At 30.5% G+C, this 22,086-nt stretch carries 17 protein-coding genes; 11 read left to right on the top strand and 6 right to left on the bottom strand.

All coding sequences use genetic code 11. From position 1 onward, the window contains the following. Positions 1-16 precede the first annotated feature (16 nt). The 6 genes from WAO74_RS00650 to WAO74_RS00625 all read left to right on the top strand — a co-directional run bounded on the left by WAO74_RS00650 (position 17) and on the right by WAO74_RS00625 (position 6,801). Positions 17-1,798: a cytochrome c oxidase subunit I gene (locus WAO74_RS00650; protein ID WP_422158823.1), complete on the top strand. Its 1,782-nt coding sequence runs from the start codon at positions 17-19 to the stop codon at positions 1,796-1,798. 100 nt (positions 1,799-1,898) lie between these two features. Beyond that, positions 1,899-2,921, top strand: coding sequence for a Holliday junction branch migration DNA helicase RuvB (ruvB, locus tag WAO74_RS00645; RefSeq protein WP_422158821.1), 1,023 nt, complete (start codon positions 1,899-1,901; stop codon positions 2,919-2,921). Between the two features lie 92 nt (positions 2,922-3,013). Beyond that, complete coding sequence (locus tag WAO74_RS00640) at positions 3,014-4,741, top strand: SulP family inorganic anion transporter (RefSeq protein WP_422158820.1); 1,728 nt, start codon at positions 3,014-3,016, stop codon at positions 4,739-4,741. Positions 4,742-4,752: 11 nt separating this feature from the next. After that, on the top strand, positions 4,753-6,159 hold the full coding sequence (locus tag WAO74_RS00635; RefSeq protein ID WP_422158819.1) for an MBL fold metallo-hydrolase: 1,407 nt from the start codon (positions 4,753-4,755) through the stop codon (positions 6,157-6,159). A gap of 4 nt (positions 6,160-6,163) precedes the next feature. Next, positions 6,164-6,529 carry a rhodanese-like domain-containing protein gene (locus tag WAO74_RS00630; RefSeq protein ID WP_422158818.1) on the top strand — a complete coding sequence of 122 codons (366 nt, stop codon included), beginning with the start codon at positions 6,164-6,166 and terminating at the stop codon, positions 6,527-6,529. Positions 6,530-6,534: 5 nt separating this feature from the next. After that, on the top strand, positions 6,535-6,801 hold the full coding sequence (locus tag WAO74_RS00625) for a heavy-metal-associated domain-containing protein (RefSeq protein ID WP_422158817.1): 267 nt from the start codon (positions 6,535-6,537) through the stop codon (positions 6,799-6,801). Positions 6,802-6,828: 27 nt separating this feature from the next. Here WAO74_RS00625 and WAO74_RS00620 read toward each other — a convergent pair whose 3' ends face one another. The 6 genes from WAO74_RS00620 to WAO74_RS00595 all read right to left on the bottom strand — a co-directional run bounded on the left by WAO74_RS00620 (position 6,829) and on the right by WAO74_RS00595 (position 13,607). After that, entirely contained in the window at positions 6,829-7,692 is an 864-nt protein-coding gene (locus tag WAO74_RS00620) for a sigma-70 family RNA polymerase sigma factor (protein ID WP_422158816.1), read from the bottom strand. A gap of 320 nt (positions 7,693-8,012) precedes the next feature. Further along, the gene (locus WAO74_RS00615; protein WP_422158815.1) at positions 8,013-10,367 is read right to left on the bottom strand and encodes a TonB-dependent receptor; all 2,355 of its coding nucleotides are present in this window, start codon (positions 10,365-10,367) and stop codon (positions 8,013-8,015) included. Positions 10,368-10,668: 301 nt separating this feature from the next. Then, positions 10,669-11,073: an alternative ribosome rescue aminoacyl-tRNA hydrolase ArfB gene (arfB, locus tag WAO74_RS00610; protein WP_422158814.1), complete on the bottom strand. Its 405-nt coding sequence runs from the start codon at positions 11,071-11,073 to the stop codon at positions 10,669-10,671. A gap of 134 nt (positions 11,074-11,207) precedes the next feature. Next, positions 11,208-11,861 (bottom strand): AAA family ATPase, encoded by a 654-nt coding sequence (locus tag WAO74_RS00605; RefSeq protein ID WP_422158812.1) that lies wholly within the window; start codon positions 11,859-11,861, stop codon positions 11,208-11,210. Continuing rightward, entirely contained in the window at positions 11,831-12,454 is a 624-nt protein-coding gene (pnuC, locus tag WAO74_RS00600) for a nicotinamide riboside transporter PnuC (protein WP_422158810.1), read from the bottom strand. The genes WAO74_RS00605 and pnuC overlap by 31 nt, the downstream gene beginning before the upstream one ends. A 526-nt stretch (positions 12,455-12,980) precedes the next feature. Continuing rightward, a complete protein-coding gene (locus tag WAO74_RS00595) occupies positions 12,981-13,607 on the bottom strand; it encodes a 4'-phosphopantetheinyl transferase family protein (RefSeq protein ID WP_422158809.1) in 627 nt (208 codons plus the stop codon). 62 nt (positions 13,608-13,669) lie between these two features. Between WAO74_RS00595 and ahcY the strand changes: the two genes are divergently transcribed. The 5 genes from ahcY to gndA all read left to right on the top strand — a co-directional run bounded on the left by ahcY (position 13,670) and on the right by gndA (position 22,084). Next, positions 13,670-14,977 carry an adenosylhomocysteinase gene (gene ahcY / locus WAO74_RS00590; protein WP_422158807.1) on the top strand — a complete coding sequence of 436 codons (1,308 nt, stop codon included), beginning with the start codon at positions 13,670-13,672 and terminating at the stop codon, positions 14,975-14,977. A 330-nt stretch (positions 14,978-15,307) separates the two neighbouring features. Then, a complete protein-coding gene (locus tag WAO74_RS00585; RefSeq protein ID WP_422158806.1) occupies positions 15,308-16,738 on the top strand; it encodes an SLC13 family permease in 1,431 nt (476 codons plus the stop codon). 88 nt (positions 16,739-16,826) lie between these two features. Then, the gene (locus WAO74_RS00580) at positions 16,827-19,133 is read left to right on the top strand and encodes a chondroitinase-B domain-containing protein (protein WP_422158804.1); all 2,307 of its coding nucleotides are present in this window, start codon (positions 16,827-16,829) and stop codon (positions 19,131-19,133) included. A 39-nt stretch (positions 19,134-19,172) separates the two neighbouring features. Next, positions 19,173-20,186: a polysaccharide lyase family 7 protein gene (locus WAO74_RS00575; protein ID WP_422158802.1), complete on the top strand. Its 1,014-nt coding sequence runs from the start codon at positions 19,173-19,175 to the stop codon at positions 20,184-20,186. 11 nt (positions 20,187-20,197) lie between these two features. Next, complete coding sequence (gene gndA, locus WAO74_RS00570; RefSeq protein ID WP_422158801.1) at positions 20,198-22,084, top strand: NADP-dependent phosphogluconate dehydrogenase; 1,887 nt, start codon at positions 20,198-20,200, stop codon at positions 22,082-22,084. Positions 22,085-22,086: the final 2 nt, after the last annotated feature.

Raw genomic sequence — 22,086 nt, 5'->3', positions numbered from 1 at the left:
TACAAATTACAAGATTATGTCAGATCATCATCATAAAGAAACATTTGTAACAAAATATATTTTTAGTCAAGATCATAAAATGATTTCTAAGCAATTCTTGGTAACAGGGATGTTTATGGGGATTATTGCAGTTATGATGTCGATGTTATTTCGTCTACAATTGGCATGGCCAGAAAAATCGTTTACAATTATTGAAGCATTTCTAGGTTCTCATCAAACTGATGGGATAATGGCACCAGATATGTATTTAGCCTTGGTAACTATTCATGGTACTATAATGGTATTCTTTGTATTAACAGCAGGTTTAAGTGGTACGTTTTCGAATCTTTTAATTCCTTTACAAATTGGAGCTAGAGATATGGCTTCTGGTTTTTTAAATATGATTTCTTACTGGTTATTCTTTTTGTCAAGTATAATCATGGTAATATCATTATTTGTTGAAGCAGGTCCAGCTTCAGCAGGATGGACAATTTACCCACCTTTAAGTGCCTTGCCTCAAGCAATTCCAGGTTCTGGAACAGGTATGACTTTATGGTTGGTTTCTATGTCTATATTTATTGCTTCTTCTTTAATTGGGGCATTAAATTATATTGTTACTGTATTTAATTTAAGAACGAAAGGAATGAAAATGACAAGATTGCCTCTTACAATGTGGGCATTCTTTATTACAGCAATTATTGGTGTAGTTTCATTTCCAGTGCTTTTGTCAGCAGCATTATTGTTAATTTTTGATAGAAGTTTTGGAACATCTTTCTACTTATCAGATATTTTTATTTCTGGAGAAGTTTTGCATTATCAAGGAGGATCACCAGTGTTGTTTGAGCATTTATTTTGGTTCTTAGGGCACCCAGAAGTATACATTGTATTATTACCAGCTTTAGGAATTACATCAGAAATTATATCAACAAATTCTAGAAAACCAATTTTTGGATATAGAGCAATGGTTATGTCTATTATGGCAATTGCATTTTTATCTACAATTGTTTGGGGGCATCATATGTTTATTTCTGGAATGAATCCATTTTTAGGATCTGTATTTACATTCACAACTTTGTTAATTGCAATTCCATCAGCTGTAAAAGCTTTTAACTATATAACCACTTTGTGGAAAGGTAATTTACAGTTAAATCCAGCAATGTTGTTTTCTATAGGTCTTGTATCAACATTCGTAACAGGAGGTTTAACAGGATTGGTTTTAGGAGATTCAGCATTAGATATCGCAATTCACGACACGTATTTTGTTGTGGCGCACTTCCATTTAGTAATGGGTGTTTCTGCAATTTTTGGAATGTATGCAGGTATTTACCATTGGTTCCCTAAAATGTATGGAAGAATGATGAATAAAACTCTAGGTTATTGGCATTTTTGGATTACTATAATTTGTGCTTATGGTGTATTTTGGCCAATGCATTTTATAGGTTTAGCAGGTTTGCCAAGAAGATATTATTCGAATACAGCTTTTCCTATGTTTGATGATTTAGCAGATATAAACGTTGTAATAACAATATTTGCTTTAGTTGGAGGTTTTGCACAGATTATATTTTTAGCAAACTTCTTTATTTCAATTTACAGAGGTCAAAAAGCAACTCAGAATCCTTGGAGATCGAATACTTTAGAGTGGACTACACCTGTAGAACATATACATGGTAACTGGCCTGGAAAAATACCAGAAGTTCACAGATGGGCTTATGATTATAGTAAACGTGTAGACCCAAATGATGATGATAGCGACTATTTGCATGGACAAGATTTTGTGCTACAAACAACGCCTTTATTAGATGGCGAAGAGCCATCTTAAGAAAATAAATTTTTTAAAAAACCTTTCCAATTTGGAAAGGTTTTTTGCTTTGTAACAAAACTTACAAAAAGGTATTTTAAATAATATTATCTTTGTTACTATGAACGAAAACTTGAACCCTGAAAACACCAATCTTTCAAATGAAGATTTAGACGTAGAAAAGAAATTACGTCCTCTTTCTTTTGATGATTTTACAGGTCAAGATCAAGCATTAGAAAACTTAAAAATTTTTGTTGAAGCAGCAAACCAAAGAGGAGAAGCTTTAGATCATACTCTTTTTCATGGTCCTCCAGGATTGGGAAAAACGACCCTAGCTCATATTTTAGCTAATGAATTGCAAGTAGGCATAAAAGTTACTTCTGGGCCTGTTTTAGACAAGCCAGGAGATTTAGCAGGTTTACTTACAAATTTAGATGAACGAGATGTTTTATTTATTGATGAAATCCATAGGCTAAGTCCGATTGTTGAAGAATATTTATATTCTGCTATGGAAGATTATAAAATTGATATCATGATTGAATCTGGTCCAAATGCCAGAACAGTTCAAATCAATTTAGAACCGTTTACATTAATTGGGGCTACAACTCGTTCAGGATTATTAACAGCTCCAATGAGAGCGCGTTTTGGAATTAGTAGTCGTTTACAATATTATACAACAGAGCTTTTAACAACAATAATACAAAGAAGTTCTACTATTTTAGGAGTTCCTATTTCCATGGAAGCTGCAATTGAAATTGCAGGTAGAAGTAGAGGAACACCAAGAATTGCAAATGCATTATTAAGAAGAGTTAGAGATTTTGCACAGATTAAAGGTGATGGAAACATTAGTATAGAAATTGCAAAATATGCACTAAAAGCTCTAAATGTGGATGCTCATGGTTTAGATGAAATGGACAATAAAATTTTAGCCACAATTATTGATAAATTTAAAGGAGGACCAGTTGGTTTAAGTACAATTGCAACTGCAGTTTCAGAAAATACAGAAACTATAGAAGAAGTATATGAACCTTTTTTAATACAGCAAGGTTTTATTATGAGAACTCCCAGAGGAAGAGAAGTAACAGAGTTAGCCTACAAACATTTAGGAAGAACAAAAGGTAGAAATCAAGGAGAATTGTTCTAGTTTTTAGAGACAAGAGACAAGAGACAAGAGATAAGAAATAGGATAACACAAGAGTAAGTTTTCCTTCCTTTTGGGAAGGTTAGAATATACTAATGAATATAAAGAAAATAATACCAATTTTAGAATGGTTACCTAACTACAACACATCCCTTTTTAAAGGTGATTTAGTTGCAGGGATTACTGTAGGTATTATTTTAATTCCGCAAGGAATTGCATATGCATTAATTGCAGGTTTGCCTCCCATTTATGGTTTGTATTGTGCGTTAGTTCCACAAGTTATGTATGCCATTTTTGGATCTTCTAGACAAGTAGCAATTGGCCCAGTTGCAATGGATTCTTTAATAGTTGCAACAGGTGTATCTACCTTAGCTTTAGCAGGTTCAGAAAGTTATATTGCCATTGCAATTTTATTGGCTTTAATGGTAGGAACCATACAATTTATTCTAGGAATTTTTAGTTTAGGGTTTATTGTAAACTTTTTATCTAAACCAGTTATAACTGGCTTCACATCTGCAGTTGCTTTAATTATTGGGTTGAATCAATTTAGAAATTTATTTGGAGTAGATTTTATACAGAGTGATCAAATTCAGTATGTTTTAGAAGATATATGGAGGCAAATAGCTAGTTATAATTTACATACCACAATAATTGGTTTAGTATCTGTAATTGTAATTATCTTTTTCAGAAAAATAAATAAAAAAATACCAAATGCATTAATTGTTGTAATTCTCGGTATTTTGATTATGAAATATTTTGGAAAAGCTTTTAATGATGTTTCCATTGTAAAAGATATACCTTCAGGTTTACCAGTTTTCGGAATTCCTGAATTGGATTTAGATCAAATTAGAGAATTATTACCAATTGCATTCACTTTAGTTATGGTAGGTTATTTAGAAACGATATCTATAGGTAAATCTTTAGAAGCCAAACAAGATGAATATAGAATAAGACCAAATCAAGAATTAATTGCTTTAGGTTTAGCAAATATTTTTGGTTCTCTTTTTAAAGCATATCCAAGTACATCGAGCTTTTCACGTTCGGCTATCAACGAAGAAAGTGGTGCAAAAACAGGAATGGCAGCTTTAATTTCTGTAGTTATGGTTATGGTAACACTACTTTTTTTAACACCTTTATTTTATTACTTACCAAAAACAGTTTTGGCAGCTATTATTATTGTAGCCGTTTTTGGTTTGATAAATCTAAAAGAAGCCGCGTTTTTATGGAAAGCTAATAATTTAGATTTCTGGTTAATGCTATCAACATTTTTAGCAACGCTATTATTAGGTATCGAATATGGTATAATAGTAGGTGTAGGTTTGTCTTTAGTTGTTTTAATTTTTAGAACATCAAGGCCCTATGTTACAGAATTAGGTAAGGTTCCTAATTCTAATTTTTATAGAAATAAAAATAGATTTGAAGAAGTAATTATAGAAGATGATATTTTAGTTTTTAGATTTGATGCTCAAATATTTTACGCAAATTCGGGCTATTTTAGAGACAATTTAGACGAAATGGCACTAGCTAAAGGAAAGGCACTAAAATTGATAGTTTTAGATGCAGAAAGCATAAATAGAGTAGATAGTACAGGTATAGAAATGCTAATTGAGCGAATTAAATATTACAAGAAAAAAGATATTGTCTTTTACTTTGCAGGTGTAAAAGGACCTGTTAGAGACGATTTATTTAGAAGCGGAATTTTAAAAATCATAGATATCAATCATTTTTTTATGAGGGATAATGATGCTGTAAAATTTTATAAAACTGGCGATAGAAAACATCAAGAAAAATATGCGAAATACATACATCAAGCATATCAATAAAGGAAAGAATTATGATTATTGAACAAATTTATACAGGCTGTTTGGCACAAGGTGCATACTACATAGAAAGCAAAGGAGAAGTTGCCATTATCGACCCTTTAAGAGAAGTGCAAAGTTATATAGATAGTGCAAAAAAAAACAATGCAAAAATTAAATATATTTTTGAAACTCATTTTCATGCAGATTTTGTAAGTGGACATGTAACGTTAGCAGAAAAAACTGGAGCAAAAATTGTATTCGGTCCTACAGCTAAAACCTATTTTGATGCTATAATTGCAGAAGACAAACAAGTTTTTAATGTTGGTAATATAACAATTACAGTACTTCATACTCCTGGCCACACCATGGAAAGTACGTGTTACTTATTAAAAGATGAAAATGGTAAAGATCACGCTCTTTTTAGTGGAGATACTTTGTTTTTAGGTGATGTAGGCAGACCAGATTTAGCACAAAAAGGTGATTTAACGCAAGAAGATTTAGCTGGCTTTTTGTTTGATAGCTTAAGAACCAAAGTAATGACTTTGGCAGATGATGTAATTGTATATCCTGCACATGGAGCTGGTTCTGCTTGTGGTAAAAATCTAAGTAAAGAAACTGTAGGCACTATTGGCAATCAAAAGGAAACCAATTATGCTCTTAGAGAAAATATGACCAAGGCTGAGTTTATAAAAGAAGTTACAGATGGGTTATTACCACCACCTGCTTATTTTCCTTTAAATGTAAAATTGAATAAAGAAGGCTATAAAAGCATAGAAGATATTATTAAAGTATCTGCAAAACCTTTATCTGTAAAAGATTTTGAAATAATTGCCAATGAAACGGATGCCATTGTTTTAGATGTTCGTCATCAATCAGAATTTATAAAAGGCTTTATACCACAATCTATTTTTATAGGTTTAGGAGGTACTTTTGCACCTTGGGTGGGTGCTTTAATTAAAGATATAAAACAACCAATTTTATTAGTAACTCCAGAAGGAAAAGAAGAAGATACAATTACTAGACTTTCTAGAGTTGGTTTTGATAATGTTTTAGGTTATTTAGATGGCAGTTTCGGTTCATGGCGAAAAGCCAACAGAGAAATAGATACTTTACATTCTGTTTCTGCAGAAACATTAGAAACAAAAATGAGAGAGAACCCAATTGTGTTCGATGTTCGAAAACCAGGAGAATATGCAAGCGAACACATCGAAAATATATCGAATACACCTTTAGATTTTTTGAACGAACATATTTCTGAATTTCCTAAAAAGCAAAATTTCTATGTACATTGTGCAGGGGGTTATAGATCTGTTATAGCTGCTTCAATTTTAAAAGCACGTGGTTTTCATAATGTTATTGATGTTTCTGGAGGTTATGCAGCCATAAAAAAAACAGGTATTAAAAGAACTGCTGCTGTTTGTCCATCTACTTTAAAATAAGAATATGAAAAAAGTATTTTGTTTAATTATAATAAGTTTCCTTTTTATCAATTGTGATGAAGCACAAGAAATAAAAACAATTACAACATTAGAGTTAAAAGCCCTTTTAGAGAAAGATAAAATTCAATTGTTAGATGTTAGAACCCCAGAAGAAATTAAAAATGGATTTATAACATCAGCAAAATTCGTTAATTATTTCGATGCTGATTTTGCTGAAAAAGTAATGAAAAACTTAGATAAAAAGAAACCTGTTTATTTATATTGTAGAAGTGGAGGCAGAAGTGGGAAATCCGCCAAAATTTTGCAAGAAAAAGGCTTTGAAGTTTATAATGTTTTAGGAGGTTTTAATCAATGGGAACTGGAAAATTGAAAATTATGAAAAAAAATATTATCATAGAAAACTTAAAATGTGGTGGTTGTGTTGCAACTATTAAAAAAGGAATTTTAGCCATTAATGGAGTTGTAGAATTAAATATAGACTTAGAAAAGTCTATAGTTTCTTTTATATCTGAAAAAGATAATTTTGAAGAAGTGAAAGCAAAATTATCGCAATTGGGTTATCCAGAAGTTGGTGATAAAAATACAATTGTGCACAAAGCAAAATCTTTTGTAAGTTGCGCTGTTGGCAAAATAGATTCATAAAAAAAGCGAGCTTTGGCTCGCTTTTTTTTATCCTAAATAATGTCTTAATACTTGAGACTTAGATTTCGACTTTAATCTTGTTAATGCTCTTTGTTTTACTTGTCTAACACGCTCTCGAGTTAAATCGAATTTTTCTCCAATTTCTGTTAAACTACTTGGTGTTTGAGGTTCGATTCCGTAAAACATTTTTATCACATCTGCTTCTCTATGTGTTAATGTTTCTAGTGCTCTATTAATTTCTATTTTTAAAGATTGAACCATTAAATTTTTATCAGGTCTTGGAGACTCATCAGATTGTAAAACATTATACATATTAGATTCTTCACCCTCTCTAAAAGGTGCATCCATAGACAAATGTTTTCCAGAAATACTCATACTTTGTGCAACACTGCTTGCAGTTGTGTCTAAAGCATTCGCAATTTCTACGTAAGTAGGTATTCTCTCATTATCTTGTTCTAATCTGGCGTAAACTTTTCTTATTTTACTAATATTACCAATTTTATTCAATGGTAAACGCACAATTCTAGATTGCTCTGCTAACGCTTGCATTATAGATTGACGAATCCACCAAACTGCATAAGAAATAAATTTAAAACCTCTAGTTTCATCAAAACGTTTAGCTGCTTTTACCAAACCTAAATTGCCTTCGTTTATTAAATCAGATAATTTTAAACCTTGATTTTGATATTGTTTAGCAACCGAAACAACAAATCGTAAGTTCGCTTTTACCAATTGATCTAATGCTCTTTCATCTCCAGTTCTAATTTTCACAGCTAATTCCACTTCTTCATCAGCAGTAATTAAACCTATTTTACTAATTTCTTGAAAATATTTATCTAAAGATTTTGCATCTCTGTTGGTAACTTGCTTACTTATTTTAAGTTGTCTCATATTGTATAAAAGTGTTTTTAAAAAGATTTAAATTTAGAATCAAACGCAAAAAATTACATTTTTGATTTTCGATGAATACTAAAAGATTATTTGGTTTTTATTTGCAAAAAATGTGCAAAGAAGTAATTAGAAGACTGGCGTTTTAAGTATTTCAGTTTTATTTTCTAAATAACTAAAGTTTTTAATTTTAGAATTATTTTTTTGATAAACTGAATATTTAACCATGTTTTACGAAAATACGAAAAATAAGCCGTTTTAACTAAAAAACGGCCCATTATTATCGAAATTTATTCAAAAACGATTAAATTTCGTTTTTTTTGTTAAAATCTTAAAGTAGCTCCAATTAAGAAATTTCTTGTGGCTTGTGGATAATAACCTGCACCATCAACAGTGTTTACAGTTCCTGGAATAGAAAAATCATCATCATAGGTAAAATAGTAACCTCTGTCTACATATTCTGCGTTAAAAATATTATTTATTAGAGCAGAAATTGTTATCGATTTAAATATTTTGCTAGGGTTTATTTGATAAACAATATTCAAATCACTTGTAAAATAAGATGCTAAAACATCGTTTGTAGAAATGGCACTGCTAAAATTACTCATAAATTGTTGTCCAACATATTTTGATAAAAATGTAAATTGTAAATTATCTAGAGGATTAAAAATCAACATATTTCCAACAATTACATTGGGTGAAAACGAAATATCAGTATTTCCTAAAGGTTGTGGATTTTGGTTTCCATCTCTTGTAATAAAGAAATCGCTATTTTTATTAGAACTAAAAGCTGCATTGGGTTTTACAGAAAATTTATCTGATAATCTGATGTCTGCATCAATCTCTAAACCTAGTCTGTAACTGTTTCCAGAAGTTGTTCTGACAGGTTGCCCAACATCATCTAAAGCACCAGTTAAAACCAACTGATTTTTATAATCCATATAATAAATATTGGTATTTAGTTTGATGTTGCCATTGTTTAAACGCCAACCAAATTCTAAATCATTTAAAGTTTCTGGTGTAGAAACTCCATTTTCGAAATCGTTTCTGTTAGGCTCTCTGTTAGCCACTGCAAAAGAGGTGTATAAATTATTATTTTGATTTATTTTATAAGTAAAACCAAACTTCGGATTAAAGAAATTAAAATTTGCATCTACATTTATAGGCACAATATCATTGGTAATTCCTGCTGTTTTATAATCTACAAAACGACCTTGTAAATCTGCATAACCAGATAATTTTTCAGTTATAGAAAACGTTGCTTTTGCAAATAGTGAAAAGTCGTTTTTTGTAGCATCAGAAAAATAATAACGATCTCTAATATTTGCATTTGGAGCTAAATCAGAACCCCAAATTACTTCTCCAAAATGATCTCCTGTATAATTGGAATAAGAAATTCCTGTAATTAAATTTATTTTTTCTGTTTTGTAATTGGTGTTGAAGTTTACTACATAAAAATCGTTGTCCAACCAACGTCTTACAATTACATCACTTCCATCAACAATTAAATTATTAAAGGCTGCAGCATCTTCACCTGCTTTAAATTGCTCAAAAAAGCCTGAACCTTTGGTGTAATTTAAACCTAAAGTTGTAGACCAGTTTTCATTCAATTTTTCATTCCAATGTAATTGATAATGATTTTGATTGTAATCATCAACTTCATTGTCATAGGTATATGGATTTTGTCTTCTATCTGCAGCTAATTCATCTGCAGTTAAACCAAACCAAGATTGATAAGTTCTTTCCTTTCCGCCAAAAGTAATGGCTTTAATTAAGGTGTTTTCATCAGTATAACTTCCTTGTAAATAGTACGATTTTAAATCGGCAAAAGCTCTATCTACATAACCATCAGAATAAATATTAGACAAACGTCCAGCAATTTCTATATGATTGTTTAACTTTCCAGAACTAAATTTTACAGTGTGTTTTCTAGTTCCAAAAGACCCAAAAGAATTAGAAATTTCGCCATAAGCTTCTTCAGAAACAGCGTCTGTTAAAATGTTTAAACTTGCACCAAAAGCTCCAGAACCATTTGTGGATGTTCCAACACCTCTTTGTAATTGTAAATTTTCGGTTGATGATGCAAAATCTCCTAAATTCACCCAAAAAGTTCCATGACTTTCTGCATCATTATAAGGAATTCCGTTTACAGTTACATTAATTCTTTCGTTATTAGAACCACGAACGCTCATGTATGTATAACCAACTCCAGCCCCTGCATCTGATGACGAAATTACAGAAGGTAAATAGTTGAGCAAAATAGGAATGTCTTGCCCTAAATTACGTTTCGCAATTTCTTTTTTTGATAAGTTAGAAAACGTAACAGGAACATCTGCATTTACACGAACTGCAGAAACCAAAACTTCTTCTAAAACTGTTGACTTGGGTTGTAAATAAAAGTTTATTTCTGAAACATTTTTATTTAAAATTGTAATTCCTTGCATCTGATTTTCATAGCCTAAATACTTGGCTTCAAGATAATATTCTCCTGTTGACAATTTTATCTCATATTGACCTTCTGAATTGGTAATGGAACCAATTTTCGAATCAATAATAGTAACTGATGCGCCTTCTAAAGGATTTTTGTTTTGGTCATAAACAGTACCTTTTACTGAAAATGACTGAGCGTTTGCAAGCGTGCTTACAAACAAGAATAAAAAAATGGATATTTTTTTCATTTTAAAAAATTTTTAAAACGAATAAAAAGAGGTAATTATTCTTGTAATTAATATTGAATAATTAAGTTGCCATTATTGAATGGCTTTTTGTAAAATCCCTAAACAGCATTACCTGTTCTAGGTTCATTGGGTATGATCTCAGCCTTTTAAAAGTTCCAAGTTTCAAAGTTTAAAGTTAAAAAAGTCTAATAAGACTAGATACTAAAAACTAAAAACCAACAACTAAATTAGCACCCCTTTATGAGAACGTTGCAAATGTAATTACGAAAAGTGAATTACAACAGATTATTTTTAAAAAAGTTTAGTCAATTTTTGGTTTTTTACGCAACGCTTTTTTGATAGATTTTCTTTTATTCTTTTCAGCATTTTTTATAATCGAAGTTCTACTAGGTTTTGTAGGTTTTCTCTTTTTTGGAATTTTTAAGTTTTCTTTTATCAACCTTAAAAAACGTTTAATTGCTAATTCTTTGTTTTTATGTTGAGAGCGCGTTTCCTCACAAAATAAAATCAAAACATTTTCATTGGTTAATTTTGAGGAAAGCTTGGTTTTTAGCAAATCTTTTTCATCAATCGATAATGAGTCAGAATTCTCCAAATCGAAAGTAAGTTCTATTTTAGAGGATGTTTTATTTACATGCTGACCTCCAGCACCAGAACTTCTAATGGCTTTGAATTGTAATTCTTTGATGATGTTTTCTGTGTTCATGGTTTTTAAATGAAGAAGATAGATGAAAGAGTAAAGTAAATAGACAAGCATCTTTTTTCTAGATCTAATTTTAATCTATTATCTATAATCTTTTGTCTTTTTTCTCAGCTCTATTTTCTCTTTTCTAAAATTTACTAATCTAAATTCGATCGAAAATCATTGTTTTGATGCATAAAATTCATATCCAAATCTATTAAAGAATCTGAGAAAGAGTTTAGATTTTCTTTATCTTCAATAATTTTATCAATAGCATTTATCGCTTTTTTAAGACGAGATTCTTTATCTCCTTTTAATAAAATATAATTGCAATTGTGTTTTTTTAAAGCAGTCTCAAAAGCAGTAAACATTTCTAAACGCAATTCTGGTCTGTCTCTCAAATCATCCTCTTCCCAAGGAGTATCTATGTAAGTTAATAAATACAAATCGTATTGATTTTTTTTGGCAGCTTTGTCTAAATTTTCATCAACAAAACCTCCATAATATTCCTCTGAATATACTTTAGTTTCTAGTAAATCTGTGTCACAAATTAGCACTTTATCTGCTTTTTTTGCTAACTTATTTTCCAGTTTCATTTGCCCTATTGCAATGGGTAATAAATCATCAGCTTCACAAGTTTTACGTTCGTTATTCCATTTTTCTTGTAAATAATCACGTGCAAATTCTGGAGCCCAAACAGTATTGTAATAACGAGCTAATTGTTTAGAAAGTGTTGTTTTTCCTGTAGATTCAGGCCCAAATAAAACAACTTTTACAATGTTTATAGGTTCTTGTCTAAGCTTTTTTTCCATGCTAAATATCCAAATATGGCAATAAATGTAAATCCTAAGTATTGAAAACTAGTAAATGTAAATCCTTTGTAAAAATATAAAGGTACAGAAATGATGTTTCCTGCAATCCAAAAAAGCCAGTTTTCTATTTTTCGTTTTGCCATTAACCACATACCTACAAAGAAAATAGCAGTGGTAAGTGTGTCTGCATAAGCAACCCAAGAAGTCCATTTTTCAAAATATTTATACACTATAAAAACAAAAACTAAGGTGATTAAGAAGATGTAAATAGAAATGGTTTTTTCTTTTTTCGTAGTTTCAGAAATTGGAGTTACATGTGTTGCATCCACTTTACGCGTCCAAATATACCAACCATAAACGCTCATAATAAAGTAATAAGCGTTAATCATCATATCACCTAAAAGTTCCCATTTTAAAAGCAAATACACAAATATTGATGTACTGATCATCCCTGTTGGAAACACCCAAATTTTATTTTGCTTAGAAAACCATACAGACAAAAAACCAAAAATCACAGCAATGATTTCTAATACTGTATCAGAAGTCGAATAGTCTTTATATTGCCCAAAAAAGAAATCGAAAATTTCTGACATATTTTTGTGAATGTTGGATTGTCAAAAATAAGAAGTTAATTTGTTTTTCTGACCACATAGTAACATAGAAAATACAGAAAAATAGCTAAACTATATTTGAGGTCTCTCTTATCGAAAACAGAAAATTTATGGGGTATGAGAAAGCTTGATGGAAAATAACAAAAACTCATAAACAAAGCAGAATTGTCACTTCGACCTTTTTGGGAGAAGTCTCATAAAGTAGTTAACGTGTTGTTGAACAAGTGTATGGGATTTCTCCTTTGTCGAAATGACAAAATTCAGTGGAAAATTACAATGTAGTGGAAACTCCAACTTGAAACCAGAAACTTGAAACCCTTTAATACGCAAACACACAAGTAAACCCTTCAAGCTCTAAAAATTCAATAGTATAAGTAACAGTTTCTCCATTAAAACGAATTTCTGACCACATAGTAACATAGAAAACATAGCAAAAGTGTATGAAATTAATAATTAGAAAAAATCTTTCATTAAAACTCCAACTTGAAACCAGAAACTTGAAACCCTTCTAATACGCAAACACACAAGTAAAACCTTCAAACTCTAAGAAGGCAACAGAATAAGAAGATTCTTCTCCATTAAATCGTATTTTCCCAATAGTTTTTTCATCATCAAAAGAAAAATCTTCAACATAAATATGATGTAAAAAAAGCAACTTTTTCTTTCCGTAAATTTTATATAAACTCTCTTTTGCGCCCCAAACAATGGTTAGTTTACGAATTAAAGCATCATGATTTGCAATGGTTTTATACTCTTCAAAAGGTGTGAACTTATGAGCAATTTTTAAGATTTTATCACGCTGTTTTTCAATATCAATTCCAACTTCTGTTTCTGTTGAATAAATGATGGCAGTATAGTTAAAAGAATGCGTTATCGAAATAAATCTGTTATCGTTTAAATGAGGTTTTCCAAATTCATCATACTGCAAATCAGCATCAGTTAAATTCACTTCTTTTAACAAATGTCTAATGCTTAAAAACCCTTTTTGATGTAAATCAGATTTCATCGAATTTAATCTAGTTTCACTGTTTTCAGTTAGTAAAATTTCAGATTTTAATTCATCTATAGATTCTTCAATTTTCCAGATGAAAACTTTAGTTTCATTGCTGATAGTTAATGTTTTGTAAAGAGCCATAATTTTTAAATTCTATGTCGTAACTTTGCAATCGCAAAAAATAGAATATAAATATACATAATATGAGCACAAAAACAGCTTACGTACCTTACAAAGTTAAAGATATATCATTAGCAGATTGGGGTAGAAAAGAAATTGAATTGGCAGAAGCAGAAATGCCAGGATTAATGAGTTTAAGAGAGGAGTTTGGAAACAGCCAACCTTTAAAAGGAGCAAGAATTGCAGGTTGTTTGCACATGACCATTCAAACTGCAGTTTTAATTGAAACATTACAAGCTTTAGGAGCAGAAGTTACTTGGAGTTCTTGTAACATATTTTCTACACAAGACCAAGCTGCTGCTGCAATTGCTGCAACAGGAACTGCGGTTTATGCTTGGAAAGGAATGAACGAAGTAGAATTCGATTGGTGTATAGAGCAAACTTTATTTTTTGGTGAAGACAAAAAACCATTAAATATGATTTTAGATGATGGTGGAGATTTAACCAATATGGTTTTAGATCGTTATCCAGAATTGGCAGCAGGAATCAATGGATTATCAGAAGAAACTACAACAGGAGTTCACAGATTGTATGAGCGTGTAAAAAACGGAACATTACCAATGCCAGCAATTAATATTAACGATTCTGTTACAAAATCGAAATTTGATAATAAATATGGTTGTAAAGAATCTGCAGTAGATGCAATTCGTAGAGCAACAGATATTATGTTAGCAGGAAAACGTGTGGTAGTTTGTGGTTATGGAGATGTTGGTAAAGGTACAGCTGCTTCATTTAAAGGTGCAGGTTCTATTGTAACTGTTACAGAGATCGATCCTATTTGTGCATTACAAGCTGCAATGGACGGTTTTGAAGTGAAGAAATTAGAAACAGTTGTTGCAAATGCAGACATTATTATTACAACAACAGGAAACAAAGGAATTGTTAGAGGAGAGCATTTTGAAGCAATGAAAGACAAAGTAATTGTGGCAAACATTGGTCATTTTGACAATGAAATTGATGTTCCTTATTTGAATAAAAATGGTGAAAAAGTAGAAATTAAGCCACAAGTTGATAAATATAAAATCAATGGAAAAGATATAATTCTATTAGCAGAAGGTCGTTTGGTAAATTTAGGTTGTGCAACTGGTCATCCAAGTTTTGTAATGTCTAACTCTTTTACAAACCAAACTTTGGCTCAAATGGAACTTTGGAACAACGCAAAAGCATACAAAAACGAAGTGTATATGTTACCAAAACATTTAGATGAAAAAGTGGCATATTTACATTTGGCTAAAATTGGTGTTGAGTTAACTGTATTAAGTAAAGACCAAGCAGATTATATTGGAGTTACTCAAGCAGGACCATTTAAACCAGAACATTATCGTTATTAATTAGTTGATGGTTTTTGGTTGTTAGTTTTTGGTAACAGCCTAAACTTAAAAACTAAATGTCATTTCGACCTTGTGAAGAAATCTCATAAAACTTTAAAATCCTTGCATTAATTTGTAGGGATTTTTTTATTTGGGCGTTTTAACAGGCTATCCACTATATCTTTTTTATGAAAAATAAAAAAGGATGTCGTTTCTATCCTTAACGCGAGTTCCTGGAATCTAATAAACATAATGTTACATCGAGTAAATTTAATTTTTTTATCAAATTTGTATCGAGATGTTTTATAAAGGTTACTTTATAGTATTTTGCATCAAATTAATCAACCTAAAATGCAACCAACTAAAAAAATAGGCTTACTTCTTGGTCCAATACTATTTTTATTAATCCAGTTTTTGCCAATCACATTAGTTTCTGAAAAAGCAGATGCAGTAATTGCTGTGGCTGTTTGGATGGTAATTTGGTGGATTACAGAAACCGTAAATATTGCAGTGACAGCTTTGTTGCCACTTATTTTATTTCCTCTTTTAAAAATAATGGATATTGCACATGTTGGTGCAAATTACGGAAGTCCAATTATCTTTTTATTCTTTGGTGGTTTTGTGTTGGCTTTGGCTTTAGAGAAAGTAAATCTGCATAAAAGAATCGCTTTAAATATTGTAAAACTTACAGGAACAACTCCAGAAAAAGTAGTGTTAGGTTTTATGCTGGCAACTGCTTTTATGAGCATGTGGATTAGCAATACTGCAAGCACAGTTGTAATGCTACCCATTGCAATTTCTGTTATTAGATTATTGATAAAAGATGAAGATGGTTTTACAAAAGCAGATAAAAATTTTGCTTTAAGTATGATGTTGGGCATCGCTTTTGGAGCAAATGCAGGAGGCATTGCTACTGTTATTGGAACACCACCAAATTCGGTTTTAATAGGGCTTTTAGAAAATCAATATAACATTCAGATATCGTTTTTAACTTGGATGAGTTTTGGTTTACCATTTTCAATTTTAATGATAATCGCTGTTTATTTTGTGCTGGTAAAATGGATGTTTCCATGTAAGGATATTTTATTTAAATCATCAGCAAATTTAATATCCGAAGAAATAAAAAAACTAGGAAAAATTTCATCCGAAGAAAAAAGAGTACTAACTATTTTTGGTTTTACTGTTTTTTTATGGATTACAAGAACCATTATCAATTCCATTTTTCCAGAGTTAAAATTGTCTGATACTATTATCAGTTTAATTGGTGCTGTTGCTTTGTTTGCAATTCCTATGAATCTTAAAAAAGGAAATTTTATTCTAGAATGGAATGATACTCAAAAATTAGCTTGGGGTATTTTACTACTGTTTGGTGGAGGTTTAGCATTAGCAAATGGAATGGAATCTAGTGGAATTGTAGCTTTAATTACAGACACAATTGCAGCTGGTAATTATAACATTCTCTTTACAGTATCTTTATTAATTGTATTGATGTTGTTCATGACAGAGTTGATGAGTAATGTAGCTTTAATATCTGTTTTAGCGCCTGTTGTTGCTGGTATTGCAATTGGTTTAAATGTTCCTATTCTTAATTTATTAATTCCTGTAACCATGGCAAGCAGTTGTGCATTTATGCTGCCTATGGCAACTCCACCAAATGCTATCGTATTTGCAAGTGGTTACGTAAAGGTAAATGAAATGGTAAAAGCAGGTATTTTTTTAAACGTCATTGCAGTTGTTTTGTTGATACTTTATTATCAGTTTGTAATTCCTATTTTCTTTTAAACAGTAAAGAGTTTTGTTGTAATTTTTGGTGAACACAAAAATATCCCTATATTTGGTAAACCAAATTGGTAAACCAATTAATAATTTTATGAAATATATTTTAAAAATCGCGATTATTTTAATATTATTTTCTTCTTGTAAAGAAGAAAAAAAATCAATTATTGTTAGCTCTAAAGAAGCTTTATCAGAGGTAATTAAAAATGCAAAAGCAGGAGATAATATTGTTCTTAAAAACGGAACTTACAAAGATTTACAAATTAAATTTATTGGAGAAGGTACTAAAGAAATGCCAATTACTTTAAGCGCAGAAACTGCTGGACAAGTTTTTATAGAAGGCAAATCGAGTTTAGAAATAAGTGGAAATTATTTAGAAGTTAGTGGGTTGTTTTTTAGAAACGGATACTCTCCAATAGAAGATGTAATTGCCTTTAGAACAAGCGAAGAAAAGGTTGCAAACCATAGTACAGTTTCTAATTGTGTTATTTTAGATTTTAGTAATTTAGAAAGAGATCAAGACAATCTTTGGGTACAATTTTATGGCAAACACAACGAATTAAGCAATTGTTATTTAGCAGGAAAAACGAATGGAGGACCAACTGTGAGAGTAGATTTAAAAGGGAATCAGAGTATTAGAAACTATCATAAAATCATCAATAATCATTTTGGTCCAAGACCTAGAAAAGGGGGTGCAAGAGGAGAAACGATTCAATTAGGAAGTAGTTTTACATCTATGTCTCCAAGCAACACAATCATTGCAAATAATTTATTTGAAGAATGTAATGGAGAAGTAGAAATTATATCGAGCAAAACCAATTTTAATATCATTAAAAATAATGTTTTCTATAAAAGTGAAGGTTCTGTAGTTACCAGACATGGAAATTATGTTTCTGTAGATGGAAATTATTTTATAGGTGATGGTGTTAATGAACAATATGGAGGAATTAGAATAATCAACACTGGTCATTGGGTTACCAACAACCTTTTTTACAAAATAAAAGGGAAAAATTTTAGAAGTCCGATTGCAATTATGAACGGAATTCCAAAATCGCCTTTAAACAGATACAACCAGGTTACAGATGTGGTTGTGGCATACAATACGTTTGTAGATTCAGATTCTCCTTGGCAATTTGGTGTAGGTACAAATATTGCACAAGCCGATGTTTTACCAGTGTCAGAAATTAGATCTGCAAGGCCTGAAAGAGTTGAGTTTGTAAATAATGTGATTTATAATTCTGTAGGTGATCCAAATCCAATAATTGAGCATGATAGAGCAGATGGAGTTACTTTTAAAAGCAATATTATAGATAATAATGGTATAGAAATTAACAGTGCTTATGGTTTAATAACTAAAGATTTAAGCTTAACAGATATAGGCAGCAATCTTGCAGTTCCAGTTACTGGATTTAGTGATGTAGAAGTTTACAATGGTTTCGATTTTGAAAATATTACAGAAGATTTGTTAGGAAAATCTAGAAGTAATCACAACCAAATTGGAGCTATTTTACAAGCAGATAATATCAAACTAAATATACTAGATAAAACAAAATATGGTGCCTCTTGGTTTTCAAACGAAGTAGAAAAGACAGAACCAACTACACATAAAGTTACCAAAGTAGAAGAATTACAAGCTAAAATTAATGAAGCTAAAAATGGCGATATTATCGATTTAGGCCTTGGCTTATTTCAAGTTGATAAATCTATAGTAATTAATAAATCGATTACAATTTTAAGTTCTGGAGATGGTAAAGCACAAATAATATATAATGGAGAAAATGATACTCCTTTATTTTCTCTACAGCCTTATGGAAAATTAAATATTCAAAATGTAATATTGAAAGGAAATAATACAAACTATCTTTTTGCAAGTTTAAAAGAAAACATGTCTAACCACTTTGGCTTAGCTGTTTCTTATTGCGAAATTTCTAATTTTAAGTATGCTTTAAAAGTTTACAAACAGGCATTTTCAGAAGAAATTAATTTTGAAGGTACATCAATTTCAGATTGTGAAAACGGAATTGAATTGTCTGAAGAAACTAATGATAGAGGAGATTATAATACAGAATATTTAACCATAGATGGTTGTGCATTTAACAGCGTAAAACAAAATGTAATTGACTATTATAGAGGTGGTTATGATGAATCTACAATTGGTGGAAATTTATTGGTAACCAATTCTACTTTTACAAATTGTGGAGCTGCAGAAGAAAATGGAATTTTGCTAAATCACAGAGGAATTGTAAATGTCAACATCAAAAATAATACGTTTAAAAACAACCCAGTGAAATACGTCTCTATTTTATGGGGGGCAAAAAATAATATAGAATCAGCCAATAGTTTAACAAATTCTGGAATTATAAAAACAGAAGAAAATTTAGAGCAGAAATTAATGTATTAAGCTGTTTATTTATTGCTTAATCAAACTAAAAAAAGGACAATGAAAAAGTATGTTATTGCAATTATATTCCTTTTAGGAATGATTGCATGCAAAAGTAATGCTAAAATAAGTTCAGATTCATCTGCACAAAATCAAATAAAATACCCAAGTGATGTAATTCCGTTTATGGAAAAATGGAAAATTCTTTTAGGTGATGGTACTTATAAAGATTCACTAGTTAACTATCAAAAAGAAGATTTTTTCTATGTAGAAAACGATGGTAAAACAGATTGGGTAGTTTATAAAACGCCAAACTCAGGTATTACGTCTCGAACTTCTAGTAACACAAGAACAGAATTAGGAGAAAAAAAACATTGGATTCCAGAGGTTGGGGGCAAATTAACGGGTACCTTAAAAGTACAACACGTTTCTACCACTGGTCATGCAGATATTTCATCTTCGTATGCAGTGGTTGTTGGTCAAATTCATAGTGGTGAAGGTCATGAAAACGAACCTTTAAAAATATATTATAAGAAATTTCCAGGACACACAAAAGGGTCTGTTTTTTGGAATTATGAAATAAATACACTAGGAGATAATTCTGGCAGATGGGATTTTTCTACAGCAGTTTGGGGATATGATTTTTCAGTAGTTGGTACAGATGCAACCACAGAACCAGAAGAACCAAAAGATGGTATTGAGTTAGGAGAAGAATTTACCTACGAAGTAAATGTATATAAAGGAATGATGTATTTAACCTTTACAAGTGAAAATCATCCAACAGTAAAGTTTGCTAAAAATCTATTAAAATCAGATTTTTCTACAAAGGCAGATATTCCACAACAGGTTATTAAAAGATATGCAACCAAAAGAATTGTAAGTGAAGAAAGACCAAATGCGTATGCAGGTGAAATTAATTATTTTAAACAAGGCGCTTATAATCAGGCAAATGGTAAATCTACCAAGTCAGAAATTTACAATGGTGATATTTCCAAACAATACCAAAATGGAAGTTATGCAGAGGTTTGGTTTAAGGGTGCAACTGTTGGAGAATCTACAAATCCAAATCAATAAAAAAAGACAAATTGAACAAAGTAATTTTTATACTTGGTGTTTCTGGATGTGGAAAAAGCACCATTGGAAAATTACTTTCTCAAGATTTAAATATTCCTTTTTTTGATGGTGATGATTTTCATCCTGAAGGTAATATTAAAAAAATGAGCAATGGAATTGCTTTAAATGATGATGACAGACAAAGTTGGTTAATCACTTTAAACGATTTAGCAAAAAAGCAAGTTTTAAGAAATAGTTGCATTATTGCTTGTTCTGCCTTAAAAGAAAAATACAGAAATATTTTATGCAATTTTATAGAAAATCAATCGAAATGGATTCATTTATCTGGTACATTTAATCACATATTGGAAAGATTAAATAGCAGAGCAAATCATTTTATGCCAGCAGAATTATTAAAGTCACAATTTGATATTTTGGAAATCCCTGCATATGCTTTGCAAATTGATATCAACTTAAAACCAGAAATAATTATACAAACAATTAAAGAAAAATTAATGACAACATCAGAATTTGGATTGTTTGGTTTAGGAGTTATGGGAAAAAGTTTGGCTAGAAATTTAGCCAATAATGGTTTTGAAATTTCGATATTTAATAGACATGTAAAAGGTGTAGAAGAAAACATTGCTATTAATTTTAAAGCAGAACATAAAGAGTTATCTACAGCCAAAGCATTTGATGATATTGCTGGTTTTGTAAATTCTTTGCAACAACCTAGAAAAATAATGTTAATGGTAAATGCAGGTAAAACTACAGATATTGTTATCGAAGATTTATTACCACATTTAGCAGAAAATGATATTTTAATTGATGGAGGAAATTCTAATTATCTAGAAACCAAAAAGAGATTTGAATACCTAAAAAATAAAAAAATCCATTTTATTGGAGCAGGAGTTTCTGGAGGAGAAGAAGGTGCTTTAAAAGGGCCATCAATTATGCCAAGTGGTGATTTAGAAGCTTACAAAAAAGTTCAATTTTATCTAGAAACCATAGCTGCAAAAGACAAAAATAATTTGCCTTGTTGTGTGTATATAGGTTCAGAAGGAAGTGGTCATTTTATAAAAATGGTTCATAATGGTATTGAATATGCAGAAATGCAATTGTTGGCAGAGGTTTGTACTATTCTAGAAAACTTAGGACAAAATCCTGATGAAATAGCAAACACTTTAGAAAGTTGGAAATCTACTGCTGATAGTTATTTGCTAAACATTACAACATCCATTTTTAGGAAAAAAGAAAATGATGAATGGCTAGTAAAAAAAATACTAGATAAAGCTGGTAATAAAGGTACAGGAAACTGGACAACCATTGCCTCTGCAGAACTAGGTGTACCAAGTACATTAATTGCCTCTGCTTTGTTTTCGCGTTATATTTCTTTTTATAAAGATGAGCGTATTGAATTGAATAAAAAGTATACAGAATCAAAATCATCAACAATAAATGCAACTAATAAAGAAGTCTTAGAAGCCTATCAATTTGCAAGAATTATGAATCATTATCAAGGGTTTAAATTAATTGAAGAAGCTTCTTCTAAATTTTCTTGGAATCTTAATTTAAGTGAAATTGCAAGAATTTGGACAGCAGGTTGCATTATAAAATCTACTTTAATGCAAGATTTAGTGGGTGTTTTTAAAGAAACAACTAACATTTTAACCAATTTAACATTGGAAACTATAGTTAAACAATACAGACCCGCTGCAAAAAAAGTAGTTTCTGAATGTGTTTTAAACGATCTTACAACACCTGTTTTAACAGAAGCTGTTCAGTTTTTAAACGGAATTACTACAGAATATTCCTCAGCAAATGTAATTCAAGCACAAAGAGATTTTTTTGGTGCACATACCTATCAAAAATTAAATGATGCATCATCAAAAAATTACCATACAAATTGGATTGAATAATT

The sequence above is a fragment of the Polaribacter sp. genome (genome assembly GCF_049276715.1).
GTDB lineage: Bacteria > Bacteroidota > Bacteroidia > Flavobacteriales > Flavobacteriaceae > Polaribacter.
This window is presented reverse-complemented; position numbering and strand designations above follow the sequence as displayed.